Genomic DNA, 17,209 nt, shown 5'->3' with positions numbered 1-17,209 from the left:
CTCCCTATTCTGAGAGCAAAACTTGGCAGAATTGCCGCAGACAGTTGAGGCGATCGCAAATTCCTGCTAGCCTAATGGCAGATGTAGCAGGATTCCGTGCAGCCTGGAGCATGATCATATCCGTTGCCAAAAGCCGCATCTGTTTGTGGACTTCTGTCTGGATAGACTGCCACCGAGATACGGATTCTGGTGCTAGCCCATCTTGACTCAGAGAGAGAATTTGGCTTTGAAATAGCTGTTTAAGTTGATCGAACCCATTTCTAATGGCGGCGAAGTCTAACTCTGAAGCCGTGGTGCAAGAGAGTAGTTGCTCAATGGCTTGTTGGAATTGTTCATAGCATAAGCGCTGTAATAGAGGTAACATTCTGATACAAGTTCGTTTAGAATCAATGTAAAGAATCTTTTCTGTCATAAAGCAATAGCTTACTGGAAAGCTAGCACTGAGGCTGACAAGCACTCAGGATTTTTGCCTTTTTGTTTGAACAGCACGCTATCCGAAAAGCACTTGCCACTGGATTTGCTTTATGGAAGAATTCGCTAAACATAGTCCTGGATCGTTTTGAGCAGTCTACAAGGCTAGGAGCAATTACAGGATTTTAACCCTAGGGCTGAGTCGATCGCAGTCCTACTAAACTCCCATCACTATCTTTTATCAGTTAGACAAACAATTAATTATGGATGCCATCGCCAGCACTGCTACTTTTGACGTTGAAATTCCTGACTGGCTTCAGGAGTGCTTATCTGCCACCTCCGACTCTTCAGACAAACCTGTTCCTGATGAGGTAGCTTTAATTGCCAGAGCCTTTGAATTTGGGTACGACTTGCATCGGGGACAATATCGAGCATCAGGAGAACCCTACATCGCCCATCCCATCGCAGTGGCAGGTTTATTAAGGGATTTGGGCGGCAACAGTACTATGATAGCCGCTGGATTTCTCCATGATGTGGTGGAAGACACGGATGTTACCCTAGAACAACTTGAATCTCGCTTCGGTATTGAAGTTGGCCACTTAGTCGAAGGTGTTACCAAACTCTCTAAATTTAACTTTTCTAGTAAAACTGAACGCCAAGCCGAAAATTTCCGTAGAATGTTCCTGGCGATGGCCAAGGATATCCGAGTAATTGTAGTAAAGCTAGCAGATCGACTACATAACATGCGGACTTTACAACATTTAAAACCAGAAAAACAGCGCTCAATTGCCCTGGAAACCCGCGAAATCTTCGCTCCCTTAGCCAATAGACTGGGCATTGGGAGCTTAAAGTGGGAATTAGAAGATTTAGCCTTTAAATATCTCGAACCAGAAGCCTATCGCGAGATGCAGCAACTGGTAGCAGAAAGGCGACAAGACAGGGAGGAACGCTTGGCGAACATTTCGCAAATTCTGCGGGAACGGTTGGATGAAGCAGGGATTAAATGCTTTGACCTGAGCAGTCGCCCTAAACACTTATACAGTATATACCAAAAAATGCAGCGGCAGCAAAAAGGATTTCATGAAATTTATGACCTAGCTGCGATGCGGATTATTGTGGAAACAAAGGAAGAGTGTTATCGATCATTAGCAATAGTTCACGATGCTTTTCGACCGATTCCTGGCAGGTTTAAAGATTATATTGGATTGCCCAAGCCAAACCGATATCAATCACTACATACTGGTGTAATGGGGTCTCACGGTCGTCCGATAGAAGTGCAAATTCGGACATTGGAAATGCACCATATTGCTGAATACGGAATTGCTGCACACTGGAAATATAAAGAAGCTGGAAATAGCAACACCAAGCTGACAACAGATGATGAAAAGTTTACTTGGCTGCGACAATTATTAGAATGGCAACACGATCTCAAAGATGCACAGGAATATATTGATAGTGTCAAAGATAATTTATTTGACGATGATGTCTATGTATTTACTCCGAAAGGGGATGTGATGGTTTTGAGTCGAGGTGCAACGCCAGTAGACTTTGCTTATCGGATTCATACTGAGGTAGGACACCGCTGTACCGGAGTGAGAATTAATGCACAGTGGCGCGTGCTAGATACGCCGTTAAAAAACGGGGATATCGTGGAAATTATTACTCAGAAAAATGCTCGCCCCAGCTTAGATTGGTTGAACTTTGCTGCAACACCTAGCGCTCGCAATCGGATTCGGCAGTGGTATAAACGTTTTAATCGGGAGGAAAATATTGAGCGGGGTAGGGATTTATTAGAAAAGGAATTAGGGAAAAATGGCTTTGAATCTTTACTGAAATCTGAACCGATGCAGTCTGTGGCGCGGCGCTGCAATTATCATAGTGTTGAGGATTTATTGGCAGCATTAGGTTATGGTGAAGTTACCCTAAATTTAGTGGTAAAACGCCTGCGAGATTTGGTAAAAACCACTCAACCTATTGAGACAGAGGAAACTATTGAAGAAACCATTGCTTCCCTCGCACCCAGTAGCAAAATTCCCCTTTCTTCCAATATTACGAAAAGCGAACCGATTATTGGTGTTGAGGGATTAATGCACCGCATTGCTGGTTGTTGTAACCCCGTTCCTGGCGAACCAATTATTGGTGTAGTTACTAGATTGCACGGGATTTCAATTCATCGCCAAGGCTGTGCTAATGTTGAGAATGTACAAGGAGATCGGATTGTTCCAGTAAGTTGGAATCAGACTAATAGTAATAATGGAAGACCACAAACTTATCCAGTAAACGTACAAATTGAGGCGATCGATCGGGTGGGAGTTTTTAAAGATGTTCTATCTCGTTTGTGCGATCAAAATATTAATGTCCGTAAAGCACAAGTGAAAACTCAACAGGGTAAACCTGCTATTATCGATTTGTGTATTGATATTCAGGATTACGATCAGTTAGAGCAAAGTTTTATCCGGATTAAGAAGATGAGCGATATTTTACATCTACGGCGGGTGAGTGAGATGGGAGAATGTTAATCGGGAATGGAACAGCGAATGCAGTATCGGGTGGTGGGGAATGGAACAGCGGATATAAGGATGGGGAATTGCTAATTGCTAATTGCTCATGGTATAAATATTCTGTTTCCCACTCCCTACTCCCTACTCCCCACTCCCTACTCCCTACTCCCTATTCCCTACTCCCTTTATTTCATGATACTAGCCATTTGCAAGAAACTATTCGCACAAATAGCCTTACTGTTATTGTGCATCACATTACTAAGTTGGTCACTTCCCGCACAAGCAGCCAACAAAATCGACTCTGAATTAGAATCGCAGGTGTTACAAATTATCCGGCAACACCCAGAAGTTTTGATAGAATCTGTACAAGCATATCAGGAACAACAACAACAGAAAATAGAGCAGGGAAGAAAACTCGTTTTGGATGCGGTAAAAACTCATCCCCAAGCTGTAATTGGTGACTCTCCGACAATAGGTGCAGAGCAAGCTAAAATTTTGCTAGTTGAGTTTTCAGATTTTCAATGTCCTTATTGTGCTGAAGCTCATAAAACTCTCAAACAATTTATGGCAAAGCATCAGGATGAAGTCAAGTTAGTTTACAAACATTTTCCCTTAACAGATATTCATCCCGAAGCAGTTGTTGCGGCTAAAGCGGCTTGGGCTGCATTTGAGCAGGGTAAATTTTGGCCATATCAAGATGCGCTATTTAGCAATCAACAGAAACTCGGTGAGGAGTTTTATGTGGCGACAGCTCAAGGGCTTAATCTAAATGTAGAGCAGTTTAACCGCGATCGCAATAGTCCTGCTGCTAATGTCGCGATTCAACAGGATATGGCGTTAGGTGCTAGTTTGGGGATTTACGGTACTCCCTTTTTCGTGATGAATGATGAGTTATTTACGGGTGCGGTGAAGTTATCTGATATGGAGGCTATTCTCGCTAAAGTTAGGTAATTCAGGACTTACGCAGCGACGCTACTAATAGTGTGGATGGTGCGTTAGCAAAGCATAACGCACCCTACAGATGGAGGCTTTGCGTAAGTCCTGTAATGGTTATTGGTTATTGGTTATTTCATCTCTTCAACACTTACCGAAATACACTACCTTGAAGAACAAGCATACTTAACTGGAGCAAAACCAGCATCTCGGACAATTGCTTGACCTTTACCTGTCAATAATAATTCAATGTATGCTCTTCCTGCTTTCTCTTCAGGAGTATCCTCACCCGGAAAATCTTTGATAATTCCATAAAGATTGCGGGTGAGGGGGTAATTTTTATTTTTAAATGCTTCTCGATTAACTTGATTGCGCTGCTTCGGACAAGATTCTGGCGGAACTAAATTCCCCTGATAAGGAGGAATAAAATTACCCTGTTCGTTTTGAATTGCTACGGGACGAATTCCACATTGAGAGACAATTTCAGCGGCTGAGGCATAGTAAATACCGCCTAAATTATTAGTTAATTTGTCAACTCCAGCAGTGGTAGAATTAACAAATTTGACTACTTTAGAATTGAGAGGTTCACCGCCGAGAACCCTATCGATAAATGTTAATACTGTTCCTCCCTTTTCATCGGATCTAGAGTAGGGAATAATTGGTAAATTAGGTCCACCAACCTCTTGCCAATTGGTGATACGTCCAGTATAAATTCCTTTTAGTTGAGCGAGGGTTAAACCGGGAATATTTAGTTTAAAATTGACACTTATTGATATAGCATCAATTCCAATTGCTTTTTCTAGAAGGGTAAATCCTTGTTTTTGAGCATTTTCGCGATCAATTGGCTGAGGATAAGTTGATGATAAACCAAAAGCCGACGATCCTTTTACTACCTGTTGAATTCCTTCAACGGAACCTATGTATTTGGGCTTTTGTAAATCGAAATTTGGGAAAGATTCGGCAATTGTCTTGTGGAAAGGTTCAGCTATGGGAATCCAACTAGTACTTCCCCCATAATCAAATCGTTGTTGTTCAGGAATATCGGTCCGAAATCTTGTTCTAATATCGGTTAATGAACATATCGATCCTTTAAACCACCACCAAGCTATGGCTGAAATACCAATAGTACTAATTACAATTCCCACACCGATGGTGATTTTCTGCCAAGAAGATTGTGGTTTAGGCTGAGGCGGAGTAGAAGTTTCTGAATTTTGAAATAAAATAGGTGGAGATGTTACTGAAGTAGGATTTCCTCGCAACTCTCCTAGAATATTTTCTGCTAAACTTGGTTGTTGAATAGATTCTACAGCAGGTGTGGCGCTAGGATCGGATTTAATAGTATCTGTCACTAAAAAATCTCGCCACCGCAGGGGAACAGTGCCGGGATGCTGACAAATTACAGGTAACCAGCTTGCACCTGGATAAATATTATCGAGATTTACTAAATCCTGTAGTTTTTCTCGTGCTTCTCTTACAGATAGATACAAAGAAGTATCCTGAGAAAAGTATTCCAGAAAATACCTTAAAAATTCTTGAGCAAATTGATCCGGTACGGGTTCCCGCATCACAATACTTTGGGGAATATTTAATTGTTCTAATTCGTAAGCAATACCTAACCCATCGCAGGAATTAAAGATAGCCAGTTGCAACCCATTATTAATAGCTTTTTTCAGAGTATTTTTTAATTCTTTTAGTGATAACTTTTCCTGTGTATTAATATAAATAAAACCTGTTTCCCCATCTGTTTGAGTACTACTATGTCCCGCAAAGAAAAGGATATCCCAGCTTTCCTGCCAAAGTGCTTCAAACTCATGACGTTTAGGTTCTACCAAAACACGAACAGAGGCTTGTGCTGATACTTCTAAACGTTTCAATAATTCTTCATCTCGTTTCGTATCAATACCTCGACTATCGCCTAAAATAGCTAGAATTTTTACCTGTTTTTTAGGAGTAGGAGAAATTGGAGAACCGTGTTCTAAAGGACCAATTGCCGCCACCGCTTGGGGAAATTCCTCAAAAAATCCCCAAACATCCCAAGGTAATTTGCGTAATCTATGGTTTTCTGTGCAAATAATAAATCGAATTTCGTCTTGTTTATTTAACTCTGATAGTAACTTCCACTTAATCGGAGAAAATCCATCAGAGTTAAGCCAATTATTCAGGTTTAGCTTCAAATTTTCAAAGGATTCTTGGCATTCTTTAACATTTTTTTTCACATCCTCAATGACGGTTAGTTCATCCTCTAATACTACCTCTAAGCGGCAGGTACCTAGAGTAGGATATTCCTTGCGAAAGCGGAGTTGAGTACCCAGATTCCGATAATGACTTTGCCATTCCTCATAGCTGAGAAAAACTTCTGAATTTGGGGGTAACTTACCGCGAATTCTACTACTCGTGACGGGCTGATTGTCTCCCCCCATCTCTAGGGTAACTCGAACTCCGCCGCCGTCAATTTCTTCTAGACTCAATACAACGACTTTTGCCATACTTGTCTGCCTGCCAGCATTTAATATCAGATTATAAACTCTTCTGTTACACTCTCCTCACCCAAAGCAATTTTAACTGCAAAGCATTCTCCTGCTTTCCCTTTAAACGGCTGGGTTTTGATTAAATTTTCACCTCCTAGGGATTCAGTTTTTAGGAAATGGTTTCCTGTTTCATCAAGTAGGATTAAATTGACTCCGTTTGGTAAATTACTATTGGCACCAGAGAATAAGTTTGGGTGAATGCGAACTTTTCCATCAGACTCTTGACGAATATCAATGATAATCTGGAAAGTGTAGCCTTGGAGTTGAATTGTCTTTCTTCGTTTTACAGCAACTGAGTTAATACCTCTGAATGCCAAACTCGCCTGTGGTTGATTGAATATATCTTCAACAGTTTGCCAACCTGCTTCCACAATATTCTCAAACCATCGGCTTAAGTTGACTAAAGGTTTGATGGGGGGTTTTAACTCCTCTAACAAATCCGCCAAAGGTTGTAATTGACTCAGGGGTAACTCCTCCGTTGCTGTTGTTTTCACAAATCCCAACAAAGTGGCTTCTGTTAGGTATTCATTGATTTGAACAGCAATATACCCAATCCGATCTTCCCATACTTCTGCTGGAATGTAAACAGAGTTTGTATCTGAGAATACAGGGCGGCACTCTATTTTTTGCCATTCACCTCGATATTGGATTTGCAAATCGGCAATATCTGCCAAAGACTGCATGACTGGATGCCAACTATCACTAGTTTCGAGGTTAGTTTTAATGCCATTATTTTTTAGGTAGTCATTCACCGCATAGACAGCTAGGGTGTTGAGGTAAACCTGTTGCGCCTGGTAAAAGTTGGCTTGATGTCGGCGGAATTCTTTGGCGATTTGGTGGGCGTTTTGTCCGAGTTTGACTGTGTGATTCAATTGTTGGTTATTGTGGTTCATGATGTGTAGATTCTCCAGTTAGGCGTATTCTTGAACGTATTGTTTGATTCTGGGGGCAAATTTTTGGATGCAACGCCAGTAAAAGCTACTGAGAGTTGTGACAGGAATTCCCAAGTCTTCTGAAATATCATGCCACCTTTTTCCATCTACTCTCTTGGCAACAAAGATGGCTTTAAAGTTGACATGTTGATTATTTCTGAGGCATTCCTTTTTAAATATTCCTTCACGATCTTCTTCTATACATTGGGTGATAACCTCAAATACAGTAGGGGCTGATTCTGTATGTTGAAGTTGTTCGATGTCAGTTGTAGTACTTTGAATCTGATTGGGTACTTGAAGTTCCAAAAATGTTTTACCTAGTCGAAAATTAACCCAATTCATAAAGCCTCCTCTTTGGGAATCGTACAAGTCAATTTTTTGAAATACATACAATAAGGTGCGATTGATAGCATCCTCATAAACCACCTCATAAAACTCTTGAGTAAGGCTACCTTGATAGGGGCGTATTAGCTTGCCGTATTTTTGTACAATCGTCACTAATTCGGTTAAAAGATACTGTCGTTGTTGTGAACGTTGTGGGTGTTGTTGCGCTTCTAATGCCAGCCGATTCAATTGATTTTCATTATGCAAAACTTGAGCAAATGCTAGATTCATTCGCGATTTTACCCATCCTGTATCTGGTGTTTTTTCTGGATTGTAATCGTCAATATCTTTATCGATAAGATGGTAAAGTATTTGACGCGCTCCTTGATAAATTTCCCGACAAACACCAGATAATGATTCTCCGTGAAGGGGACGGCAAATTGGACGGGATCTCAATATTTCATCTACGACTCTTGTTAAGGCTGATTGTCTTTCCTGAGTACCGGGTGTTTTTCCTTGAACTTCTTCGATAAGACAGTTGATAAGTTTTCTTTGTTGATTTTTAGACATCTTGGGATCTCACTGTTTCAGGAGTTGTTTTGGTGATGGTAATCTGATGATTATTTTATTGTTATTTTGATGGTGTTTCGCTATTAGGGAGACCGCACTTAGCTACAGATTGCTATTCCAAACAGATACAAATTTCCTTTATTGATTCTTGAACATCAAGATCTCTTTCTTTTTGACGTAGTACTAACTTAGAATAAGCTATCGGTATCACAATTGGCAAAAATATAACACCAATCACAAATGTTGCCAAGCACAATACTTTTTCCTCATTAGTTAAAGTATTCTCTTGTTTGAAGCGATTGAACCAAAACCAGAACAAATAGGCGGCTATTAAGAAGTAAAACACGATTAAGACACTGTTCATATTTTCCTTTTTTGGGATATGTGCCGATGTAACAATAGTTACGCTAATCTTAGAGTAGATTTAACGATGCACTTTCCTCCAATTAAAACCATCACTACCGACTACTAGCAATTCGTTGTTTGGTATTGTCAATAGCTTTGAGTGCATAAGCATTATCAGGGTTTTCATTTAATGCCCTTTGGAAATTAATCAAAGCTGTTTGATAATCTCCTTTGTCAAATGCCAAATAACCAACTAGCATATATTAAGGAAAACTAAAATACCGAAAAGCATCGCAATACCTCTTTAAATGTTACCTAAACAACAAAATCATTCGTATTGCTGCGCAAGCACGAATCGTTTCACCTATAACTCTGGTTGAGGCGATAAGTTTTCCGAGAATCTTTACAAATCTTTACATTCTATATCCGCTAGCTTCTCGCCGAGCGGCAAAGTTATCTAAAATGATGTAGTCTACGTTAAGTGCCAGGGCGAGAGTAACTGCTACAAGCAACATTTCAATTACACAACTTCAGGCTGCGATCGCTTTTATCCTGGTGAACCTGCCACCGATGATATAATGGAAGAGGATCGAGTTGAGTTTTTGGGGATAGTACGCTAAAACCATCAGCTTTGCTGCTGCGCTTCGCACGACGAGCGCAAATTCTGAATCTCTTCCATACTTAGCCCTGTGGTTTGGCTGATGGTGGCATCGTCAAGGTGGGCGAGTAATTGTTGGGCAATTGCGATCGCTTTTTCTCTTATTCCTTCTTCCTTCGCTTCTGTTGCTGCTTTGAGAATAGCTCCCTGTTGATCGTAAATAAACATTTCTCTTCTGTCAATCTCTTCTATTTCTTCCCGCGTTAAATTGATTTTATTCGCGATTTCAAAGGCTTTGTGTATTTCCGGTATTCTGTCCATTGTTTCCGGTACATCTGTCAGTGTTTTGGCATATTTTATGAAATAAATCCATTTGTCTGTTATGGTTTCTAGTTCATTTAATTCTTTGGTGAATTTAGGTAGTTCTACAAAAATCAACTTGATATTATTATCTGTATATGGTAGATTAGTCTCCTCTTCTTTATAGATAAACTGAGAAATTAAACGAGCGCTACCTTTAAATATCTCGAAATCTGTTAATGTTAAGGCAATTACAGGTTTAAGCATTCGGTAGCCTTCTCCTGCCTCTAACTGAAAGGCATAAGTTTTGGCGGCATTGTACAATACTCTTTTCCCAAAAGACTCTACATTTAATACCTGCATTTCAATAATGACTATACTCCCATCTCTCAGTTTGGCTCTCACATCCAAATAAGTATCTTTTAATCCTTCTATTTGCGGCGGTAGATGGGGATTGATAATTTCTAAGTCGGCGATAATAGAATTACCTTCATAGATGATGGCGTTGAGAAAGCTGATTAAGATATCTTTGCTTTGGGATGAACCAAATATTTTCTTGAATGCGTAATCTGTTTTGGGGTTGATGAACATCATAATTTCAACAGGTGACGGTGAATTAATAATTCAATCAAAGCGTCTCTATAAATATTTTATATTGTAACGTAAGTTGCTAACTAGTTGGTCAAAAATAAAGTTAAACAAAGTTGCAGGTTTATCAAGTACACCCCAGAAACCCGGTTTCTCGTTACCTCACGTAGCTTCGGATTTAAAATAAAGTGATGATTTATAAAGAACTTGTTCTTGATGAGTTTCTAAAACACAATCAGACATAGGGTAAGCGACACAAGTAACCGTATATCCCGCTGCCATTTCTGATGGTTTCAGAAACTTTTGTTCCCTTTGATTCACCTCACCACTAACAATTTTAGCAATACAAGAGGAACAAGTTCCTTCCCGACATCCCGCAGGTAATCGAATTCCTGATTCTTCCGCCATATCAAGAATATATTGATCGTCAGGGACTTCAATGGTACGATCGATATTGAGTGCTGAATTAACTAATCTAACTTGATAAATTGCCACTTATTTCTCCCTTAAAATTCATATCCTGATTTCACAGAGTATCCTCTTCATCTTGAGATTGAGTATTTCTGAAAATACGACCAAAATTATATCGCCACTGCAATGCAGGACTTATGCCAATTTTACCATCTAATGGACTACTCAAAAGACGTTCCCACTCATTATTATTTGGGAATCGTGCGAAATCCTTCTGTATCTCAATTACCCAATTATCAGCGCCGTGCGCGTAATTCTTCTTTAGAGAGCATAAGGTAAAGAGAATAATTGTAACTGTTCAAACTTAGGCATAGTTATCTTGGCAACTCTATTTTCGAGGATACAATCCATCACCCATCCCACCATAACAGGGGGTATCGCATTGCCAAAAAGAGCATATTGATCGTAAATAGATACAGCAGCACAATGGTTGTCTGGAAACCCTTGAATGCGAGCATATTCAACATTAGTTAGACGGCGATATTTATTGCCAATTTTATAGCGTTCATAGTGGCGACTCGTTGTCGAGGTGAGAGTGGGAGCAACACCATCAATTCCGAATACTGTATAACCCATCCGCGCTCCTCCAACTTGATTATAGAGAATTTGTACTCCTTGCACGAAATGATTGACGGGAGTACTATCTTGTAAACGCTTCAAAGTCGATTCCGTAAAATCAAACTGGGTATCTACATCAGATTCCAGTATAGTCCGTAATGTAACTCCCGAAATTCTATCATAAAAATGAGTAAAATCATAACCAAAGAATCTCCCATCTTTAGCAATTCCCCAATGGGGAAATCTTTGGCTGTGTGCTTTAATTTTTAGCCAACTATCAAAATCAGTTAACCTATTAAAACTTGATTCTGGCAACTCCGATAGATTCTCTGTTGAGGCTAATCTTATCAATGGAAAATCTACTTCAACATCATTTTGTAAAGCACCGATTATAACTACTCGTTGGCGATTTTGCGGCAAACCGAAATCCATAGCATTAACTACACGCCACTCAATATGATAGTCCAAACTCGCTAACTGACTCAGTATCTTAGCAAAATGATTTCCCTCCTCCATAGATAGCAACCGTTTGACATTCTCCAATATAAAAAAACTGGGCTTTTGTTTCCGTAAAATATCAACAATTATCTCAAAAAGATTACCACGCGGATCGCGCACTCCATCCTTCTTGCCAGCACTACTAAAAGGTTGACATGGAAAACCCGCAGTTAATAAATCATGAGGGGGAATCTCATTTACCAATTCACGGATATCTCCTTGTTTTAATTCTTTATTCCCAAAGGAAGTCTGGTATACATTACAAGCTTTTGGGCAACTATCATTTGCCCAAACTGTCTGTATATTTCTCTCTTGTGCAGCAAGGCGAAATCCACCAATTCCAGAAAACAATTCAACCGTGGCTCTAATAATCGGTAGTTCAAAGTTATCCATATATTTATTGCCCATTATTGAATTTAATTCAGCGATCTTATTATCCAATTTTCCATTCTTTCGTGTCTTTGTGCCTTGGTGGTTAAATAATTCCTTATCCAGCGAGAAGAGAGTAATAATGAGAAGCTAATAATAAACACCCTAGCCCCTGATACTCTCCATAAATTGAGATTGAATATTTCTACGGTAACCAAAAATCCGGCAATAAACTTTTCCCCACATCCCGCACAGTCTTATTAATCATCCGTGCCACCTGAATATGTGGTTCATCAGCCTCAATCGGGATAATATTAGCCTTATGCCCAACTCCCAATTGCTCAATTACTAAATTTGCCGCCTCCAAACCCGTCACATAAGCCTTCTCCTGGGACCAAGAGCCATGATTAGTAACAATCCAATCCCCACTCATAAAAACATTTTCAATACTAGTTTTTGCCTTGAGTAAATACTGATAGCTACCTGGGGCAAAATGTGTCACTCCCTGCTCCACTCGAATCGCCGCACTATCGATAATAGTTGCATCTTTAAACTCTGGCACACAAGTAGCTAAATCTCGCTTCACTTTCTCGATAATTTGCTCATCACTCATCGCTAATAACTGATTAGCATGATAAAAATCAGCCTCAATTACACTGCCTGCTTCCTCAGCATATTCATCGTGCAAAGCATTAAGATCGAAAAATGTCCAACCCGTAGTCGAATCGAAGCCAAAACAGGCATTAGAAGGATGGCGGATATTAATTTTGCGGTCAAACCATAACCTTGTAGCTAAAACATCTATTCCCCCCAAATTTCTCAGATTCTGGAATTCTGGATCAGATTGTAAACTACTACTACCGCTGACAATCTTTTTAATCCCACTGACACTAACAGCAGAAATTACGGCATCTGCGGCAAATACTTCATCGCCACAAACTACGGCTTTTGCTTTGCCACTATCATCAATTAGGATATCGTTTACTCGTTTATTAGTTAAAACTTTACCTCCTGCTTTTTTAATTAGTTCCACCCAAGGTTTAAATATCATTTCTCCCACCGTTCCCCGACACCAAACCACATCAAAGTCTGGTTGGTGAGCTAAAATAAAATAATAGAGCATTCCCAAAGCCGCCGCAGCCGAACATTGCTCTCCCGGTGCAAATAATCCTACTAATAACATGGGTTCAAAAGACTCTTTGTAAAGTCGGGCGGAAACACCAAACTGTTTGAATAATTCCCGTGCTGTTACTTTGTCATACCTTTGCCATGCTTCATCAGAATTATCGAAATCTACGATAGTATATAGAAGAGGAAGGGCGGAAAGTCTATCGATTAAAGGTAATCGTTTGAATTGGGTGTAAATGAACGTGCCCAGTGGAGTTGGCAGTCTAAATTCATTTTGAAATATAGGAGATTCTACTTCTAATCCAGCAGGAGAATATTGAGAGGAGCGGGTGAAAGGAGTAAAGGGTTTTAATCCTAATTTACGCACTAAACTAAAAATATTTTGGTAAGGATACCAGAAACCATGAATTCCCCCTTCTACGGAACGCCCGCCAGGGGTTTTCCAGCCCGCAACTAAGCCACCAGGATAGGAGGCAGCTTCTAATAGGGTGACATCATAGCCTTGTTGAGCGAGGTGATAGGTTGCGCCTAATCCTGCCCATCCTGCACCAATGACTACTATCCTTTTTTGTTCTGTTCTTTCTGACATCTTGTACCTCGTGAGTCTCTCTCTTTAGGATGCCACAATTAGGATGAATTTAGGTAGAGAGGATAACTAGTGATATAATTATAGTAACAATATAAATGGGTAATAGAGCATCAAGAATGGCAAATAGATCGGAGATTGTAGTTAATGATATAACTTTTCCGTTCCCGTAGCAGTTAGGACAAGGAAACGAGCAAAATAGCCAAAGCTGCTGGTTGCATTATAATAATCTATTATAGGAGATTGTACTATGCCAACAATTACTATCGAAGTACCAGAAGAACTTTCGGAACACCTGGTAGAAATAGAATCCCATCTTCCAGAAATGTTGCGCTTATATCTGCTAAAGGCTTTTAAACCACCTCAACCAGAAGCAGAAGCCTCATCCCCAGTTAATGGTACTGAGGAAACTCAGATCTCGCTGATTGTTAGTCTAGAAGACAAACAAACTCTAGAAAAAGCTGCGGCGATGAGGTGTCTAACTCTCAGGGAGTATCTTCTTGAAATCGCGCTAAATACAGCTACAGAGGAAATACCTCCCCCAGCGCAAATTGTTTTGAGCAATCGCGATTGGGATCTATTTTCCTCAGCAGTTTCAAATCCACCGGAACCCAATGAAGCGTTGAAATCTGCGATCAAAAAACACCAGGAAAAATATGGGAAGTGGTAAACAGTGAAATTGATTTTTATTCCCATAGATAGCAACGTTAGCAAAAATAAGTTCGATTGTGGTATTTTAGAATTAAATGAATACCTGAAAAAATATGCTAAACAAAATCATAGAAAAGGAGTAGCTAAAACCTTTATCGCAATTTCCGAAGTAGGAAACCCTGATGTTGTAGGTTATTACTCTGTCAGTATGTCCGAAATTAAACGAGAGTCTCTACCCGAAAGTTATTGCAGAGGATTACCCCGATATCCACTTCAGAAGGTTTACCTCAATTACTCACATATTCTTATACAAGACTAGAATATCAAAATTCGGTTTGGGGACTGACTACCAATGGGATAAATTATCAGTTTGTCTACATTCAGCAAGGGCATCCCCCAACCTATCACCTTTTGCCAGAACTTAACTTGTTTCGCCCAGAACATTCAGTTGAATTATTACAAGTAATGAAAGCCATCTGCAAATTATCTGAATTAAATATAGTTCAGGAGTAAACTAGAAAGTAGGTTGGACTGAGGTAACATAGCTTGCTTCCCGCAGGGTAACCCAACTAACAAAAATATCAATATTTAATTGATAGATTCGCACACTAAGATGTTATAGTTTTAGCTGGTAAAGATTGCGGAGGATTATCTTTTGCTCTCATATTGTAGATAAACCCAATAATCAAAGGCAAACAAATAGACGCAGCGAGAATAATTGCAATCCACCTAACCCAAATTGACTTAGGGTTTCCTTTAGCTGGATACCCACAAATCATGCAAATTTCTTCATTAGTACTAGTTAAAGAGCCGCACACTTTACAAGCTTCTAAAGCCATAAGAAAAAACGGCAAGCAGACTTCCGCTATAATGTTTACGTTTAGTCGTAACCAGAATTGCCACCTTGAAGCAAATCTGAAACACCATCTAACCTCCAACCTCTTCCCTATCCTAACCGATAACTTATTTCCCTTGTCCCTGGAGTAAACCATTTACCAAAATAAAATTGCTATGGCTTCTTTTCGAGACGCTAGGCTAGCGCCAAGCCAGCCTAGGGCTAACGCCTGCCGCAGGTATCGCGCCAATTGTACCAGCATAGCCGATCGCGATCGCGCCCAATGTCATAGACTAATTTAGGAGCCAATAGTGGGCAACTGATAATTTTCACCCTGTTGCCAATTCCTGAAAATTCACCCAATCGTTTCAACTAACTACTGACACAACTGATTATCACCATGCTAAAAGCCGGAATTGTCGGACTACCCAATGTAGGTAAATCCACTTTATTTAACGCCCTAGTTGCCAATGCCAAAGCCGATGCCGCTAATTTTCCCTTCTGCACAATTGAGCCAAATGTCGGTATTGTTGCCGTACCAGATGAGCGATTACAAGTTTTGGCTAAACTATCTAAATCCCAACAAATTGTCCCCACTAGAATAGAGTTTGTCGATATTGCTGGGTTAGTCAAAGGTGCCAGTAAAGGTGAAGGATTGGGTAACCAATTCTTGGCTAATATTCGTGAAGTAGATGCCATTGTTCACGTTGTCCGCTGCTTTGATGATGATGACATTATCCATGTTTCTGGTTCCGTAGATCCAGTCCAGGATATCGAAGTAATTAATCTGGAATTAGCACTATCAGATTTAACACAAGTCGATCGCAGATTGGACCGCACTCGCAAGCAGGCGCGTGGCAATAAAGATGCTCAAATTGAAGTTGATGCCCTAGAAAAATTAAGTGCTGCCTTAAATGAAGGGAAAGCAGCACGACAAGTAAGTTTAAATTCAGAAGAAATGGAGTTAGTCAAGCCTTTGGGTTTATTAACTAGTAAGCCGACAATCTATGCCGTAAATGTTTCAGAAGATGACTTAGCAAATGGCAATGAATGGGTGGAACAAGTACGCAAAATTGCCGCTACAGAAAATGCCCAAGTTGTGATAGTTTCCGCTCAAGTAGAATCAGAACTTGTCGAATTATCGGATGAGGAAAAACTAGATTTCTTACAATCTCTTGGTGTAGAAGAAGGAGGATTGAGATCCTTAATTAGCGCCACATATCAGCTTTTAGGATTGCGTACCTTCTTAACCACTGGTCCAAAGGAAACTCGTGCCTGGACAATTACGTCTGGTATGAAAGCCCCTCAAGCCGCAGGTGCGATTCACTCCGATTTTGAGAAAGGATTTATCCGCGCCGAAACTATTGCTTATCATGACTTTGTGGCTACAGGTTCCAAAGCAGTGGCTAGGGAAAAAGGAGTGTTACGTTCCGAAGGGAAAGAGTATGTGGTACAAGAAGGAGATGTCCTGGAGTTCTTGTTTAATGTTTAGGTTCTGATTACAAGGAGTTACCAAATGGATCTGATTACTCTAATCGTTGCATGGCTCGTTACTTCCGTCAGTTTGTTTATCATTTCCAAACTACCAACAGGTGTAGAAATCGACAGTTTTGAGACAGTGATGTGGTCCGCCGTCGTTTTCGGGATTTTGAATGCCTTATTGCGTCCCATTTTAGGGTTCTTAGCTTTCCCAATTACCTTCCTAACTTTTGGGCTATTTGCCGTTATTTTGAATGGCATTATTTTTGGTTTAGCCGCTTATTTAGTTCAGGGATTCCGGTTGCAGTGCGGATATTGGAGTGCTTTGATAGGAGCAATTGCTCTCGGTATTATTAACTCCTTTATCTATAAGATACTGGGAGAGTTCGTTAAGTGAATCAGTCTGTAGTCTGTAGGGTGTGTTAGCGCAGCGTAACGCACCATCGCCACTATGATTAGAGTCGCTGAGGAACTCATGTCAGTCAAAAGTCAAAATTAAACTTATATTTTGACTTTTGACTTTGGATTTTTGACTTTTAATGTTTAATCGGCTCTTTCGGGTTAATGGTGAAAAATGTTCATTGCTCTTACAAACATTGAGAAT

Annotated in this window: 16 protein-coding genes; 6 read left to right on the top strand and 10 right to left on the bottom strand. The window is 40.1% G+C overall.

The features are described 5' to 3' along the window. Window positions 1-4 precede the first annotated feature (4 nt). Window positions 5-412, bottom strand: a complete 408-nt coding sequence (patD, locus tag NJ959_RS12585; protein ID WP_254012100.1) for a heterocyst frequency control protein PatD — start codon at window positions 410-412, stop codon at window positions 5-7. 262 nt (window positions 413-674) lie between these two features. On the opposite strand from patD, the gene NJ959_RS12580 reads away from it, so the two are divergent. After that, the gene (locus NJ959_RS12580) at window positions 675-2,930 is read left to right on the top strand and encodes a RelA/SpoT family protein (protein ID WP_254012099.1); all 2,256 of its coding nucleotides are present in this window, start codon (window positions 675-677) and stop codon (window positions 2,928-2,930) included. Between the two features lie 174 nt (window positions 2,931-3,104). Beyond that, entirely contained in the window at window positions 3,105-3,863 is a 759-nt protein-coding gene (locus NJ959_RS12575) for a DsbA family protein (RefSeq protein WP_254012101.1), read from the top strand. Window positions 3,864-4,009: 146 nt separating this feature from the next. Here the strand turns inward: NJ959_RS12575 and NJ959_RS12570 are convergent, their stop codons facing one another. The 9 genes from NJ959_RS12570 to NJ959_RS12530 form a co-directional block, all read right to left on the bottom strand. Next, window positions 4,010-6,331 (bottom strand): substrate-binding domain-containing protein, encoded by a 2,322-nt coding sequence (locus tag NJ959_RS12570; protein WP_254012098.1) that lies wholly within the window; start codon window positions 6,329-6,331, stop codon window positions 4,010-4,012. Window positions 6,332-6,357: 26 nt separating this feature from the next. Beyond that, the gene (locus tag NJ959_RS12565) at window positions 6,358-7,266 is read right to left on the bottom strand and encodes a DUF1822 family protein (RefSeq protein WP_254012097.1); all 909 of its coding nucleotides are present in this window, start codon (window positions 7,264-7,266) and stop codon (window positions 6,358-6,360) included. An 18-nt stretch (window positions 7,267-7,284) separates the two neighbouring features. Further along, entirely contained in the window at window positions 7,285-8,199 is a 915-nt protein-coding gene (locus tag NJ959_RS12560) for a hypothetical protein (protein WP_254012096.1), read from the bottom strand. 112 nt (window positions 8,200-8,311) lie between these two features. Beyond that, entirely contained in the window at window positions 8,312-8,563 is a 252-nt protein-coding gene (locus tag NJ959_RS12555) for a hypothetical protein (protein WP_254012095.1), read from the bottom strand. A 94-nt stretch (window positions 8,564-8,657) separates the two neighbouring features. After that, complete coding sequence (locus tag NJ959_RS12550; RefSeq protein WP_254012094.1) at window positions 8,658-8,804, bottom strand: hypothetical protein; 147 nt, start codon at window positions 8,802-8,804, stop codon at window positions 8,658-8,660. A 365-nt stretch (window positions 8,805-9,169) separates the two neighbouring features. Beyond that, complete coding sequence (locus NJ959_RS12545) at window positions 9,170-10,036, bottom strand: Rpn family recombination-promoting nuclease/putative transposase (RefSeq protein ID WP_254012093.1); 867 nt, start codon at window positions 10,034-10,036, stop codon at window positions 9,170-9,172. 156 nt (window positions 10,037-10,192) lie between these two features. Continuing rightward, complete coding sequence (locus tag NJ959_RS12540; RefSeq protein WP_254012092.1) at window positions 10,193-10,525, bottom strand: 2Fe-2S iron-sulfur cluster-binding protein; 333 nt, start codon at window positions 10,523-10,525, stop codon at window positions 10,193-10,195. 237 nt (window positions 10,526-10,762) lie between these two features. Next, window positions 10,763-11,950: a DNA cytosine methyltransferase gene (locus NJ959_RS12535; RefSeq protein ID WP_254012091.1), complete on the bottom strand. Its 1,188-nt coding sequence runs from the start codon at window positions 11,948-11,950 to the stop codon at window positions 10,763-10,765. Between the two features lie 181 nt (window positions 11,951-12,131). Then, window positions 12,132-13,643 carry a hydroxysqualene dehydroxylase gene (locus NJ959_RS12530; protein ID WP_254012090.1) on the bottom strand — a complete coding sequence of 504 codons (1,512 nt, stop codon included), beginning with the start codon at window positions 13,641-13,643 and terminating at the stop codon, window positions 12,132-12,134. A 247-nt stretch (window positions 13,644-13,890) separates the two neighbouring features. On the opposite strand from NJ959_RS12530, the gene NJ959_RS12525 reads away from it, so the two are divergent. The 4 genes from NJ959_RS12525 to NJ959_RS12510 all read left to right on the top strand — a co-directional run bounded on the left by NJ959_RS12525 (window position 13,891) and on the right by NJ959_RS12510 (window position 17,002). After that, window positions 13,891-14,310: a type II toxin-antitoxin system TacA family antitoxin gene (locus tag NJ959_RS12525; RefSeq protein WP_254012089.1), complete on the top strand. Its 420-nt coding sequence runs from the start codon at window positions 13,891-13,893 to the stop codon at window positions 14,308-14,310. A 227-nt stretch (window positions 14,311-14,537) separates the two neighbouring features. Continuing rightward, window positions 14,538-14,804, top strand: coding sequence for a hypothetical protein (locus NJ959_RS12520; RefSeq protein ID WP_373693653.1), 267 nt, complete (start codon window positions 14,538-14,540; stop codon window positions 14,802-14,804). A gap of 722 nt (window positions 14,805-15,526) precedes the next feature. Then, on the top strand, window positions 15,527-16,618 hold the full coding sequence (gene ychF, locus NJ959_RS12515) for a redox-regulated ATPase YchF (protein ID WP_254012088.1): 1,092 nt from the start codon (window positions 15,527-15,529) through the stop codon (window positions 16,616-16,618). Window positions 16,619-16,642: 24 nt separating this feature from the next. After that, the gene (locus NJ959_RS12510) at window positions 16,643-17,002 is read left to right on the top strand and encodes a phage holin family protein (protein ID WP_254012087.1); all 360 of its coding nucleotides are present in this window, start codon (window positions 16,643-16,645) and stop codon (window positions 17,000-17,002) included. Window positions 17,003-17,209 lie beyond the last annotated feature (207 nt).

Origin of the sequence: Limnofasciculus baicalensis BBK-W-15 (genome assembly GCF_024178385.1) — a bacterium.
Classification (GTDB): Bacteria; Cyanobacteriota; Cyanobacteriia; order Cyanobacteriales; family Coleofasciculaceae; genus Limnofasciculus; species Limnofasciculus baicalensis.
The sequence above is the reverse complement of the archived record's forward strand: the minus strand, read 5'-3'. Positions and strand labels throughout refer to the sequence as shown.

Bases quoted from the DNA above. Each gene is read 5' to 3' on its own strand.
- NJ959_RS12580 (WP_254012099.1), top strand. From the start codon at position 675: ATGGATGCCATCGCCAGCACTGCTACTTTTGACGTTGAAATTCCTGAC.
- NJ959_RS12525 (WP_254012089.1), top strand. From the start codon at position 13,891: ATGCCAACAATTACTATCGAAGTACCAGAAGAACTTTCGGAACACCTG.
- NJ959_RS12575 (WP_254012101.1), top strand. From the start codon at position 3,105: ATGATACTAGCCATTTGCAAGAAACTATTCGCACAAATAGCCTTACTG.
- ychF (WP_254012088.1), top strand. From the start codon at position 15,527: ATGCTAAAAGCCGGAATTGTCGGACTACCCAATGTAGGTAAATCCACT.
- patD (WP_254012100.1), bottom strand. From the start codon at position 412: ATGACAGAAAAGATTCTTTACATTGATTCTAAACGAACTTGTATCAGA.
- NJ959_RS12565 (WP_254012097.1), bottom strand. From the start codon at position 7,266: ATGAACCACAATAACCAACAATTGAATCACACAGTCAAACTCGGACAA.
- NJ959_RS12570 (WP_254012098.1), bottom strand. From the start codon at position 6,331: ATGGCAAAAGTCGTTGTATTGAGTCTAGAAGAAATTGACGGCGGCGGA.
- NJ959_RS12510 (WP_254012087.1), top strand. From the start codon at position 16,643: ATGGATCTGATTACTCTAATCGTTGCATGGCTCGTTACTTCCGTCAGT.
- NJ959_RS12535 (WP_254012091.1), bottom strand. From the start codon at position 11,950: ATGGATAACTTTGAACTACCGATTATTAGAGCCACGGTTGAATTGTTT.
- NJ959_RS12560 (WP_254012096.1), bottom strand. From the start codon at position 8,199: ATGTCTAAAAATCAACAAAGAAAACTTATCAACTGTCTTATCGAAGAA.
- NJ959_RS12555 (WP_254012095.1), bottom strand. From the start codon at position 8,563: ATGAACAGTGTCTTAATCGTGTTTTACTTCTTAATAGCCGCCTATTTG.
- NJ959_RS12550 (WP_254012094.1), bottom strand. From the start codon at position 8,804: ATGCTAGTTGGTTATTTGGCATTTGACAAAGGAGATTATCAAACAGCT.
- NJ959_RS12545 (WP_254012093.1), bottom strand. From the start codon at position 10,036: ATGATGTTCATCAACCCCAAAACAGATTACGCATTCAAGAAAATATTT.
- NJ959_RS12530 (WP_254012090.1), bottom strand. From the start codon at position 13,643: ATGTCAGAAAGAACAGAACAAAAAAGGATAGTAGTCATTGGTGCAGGA.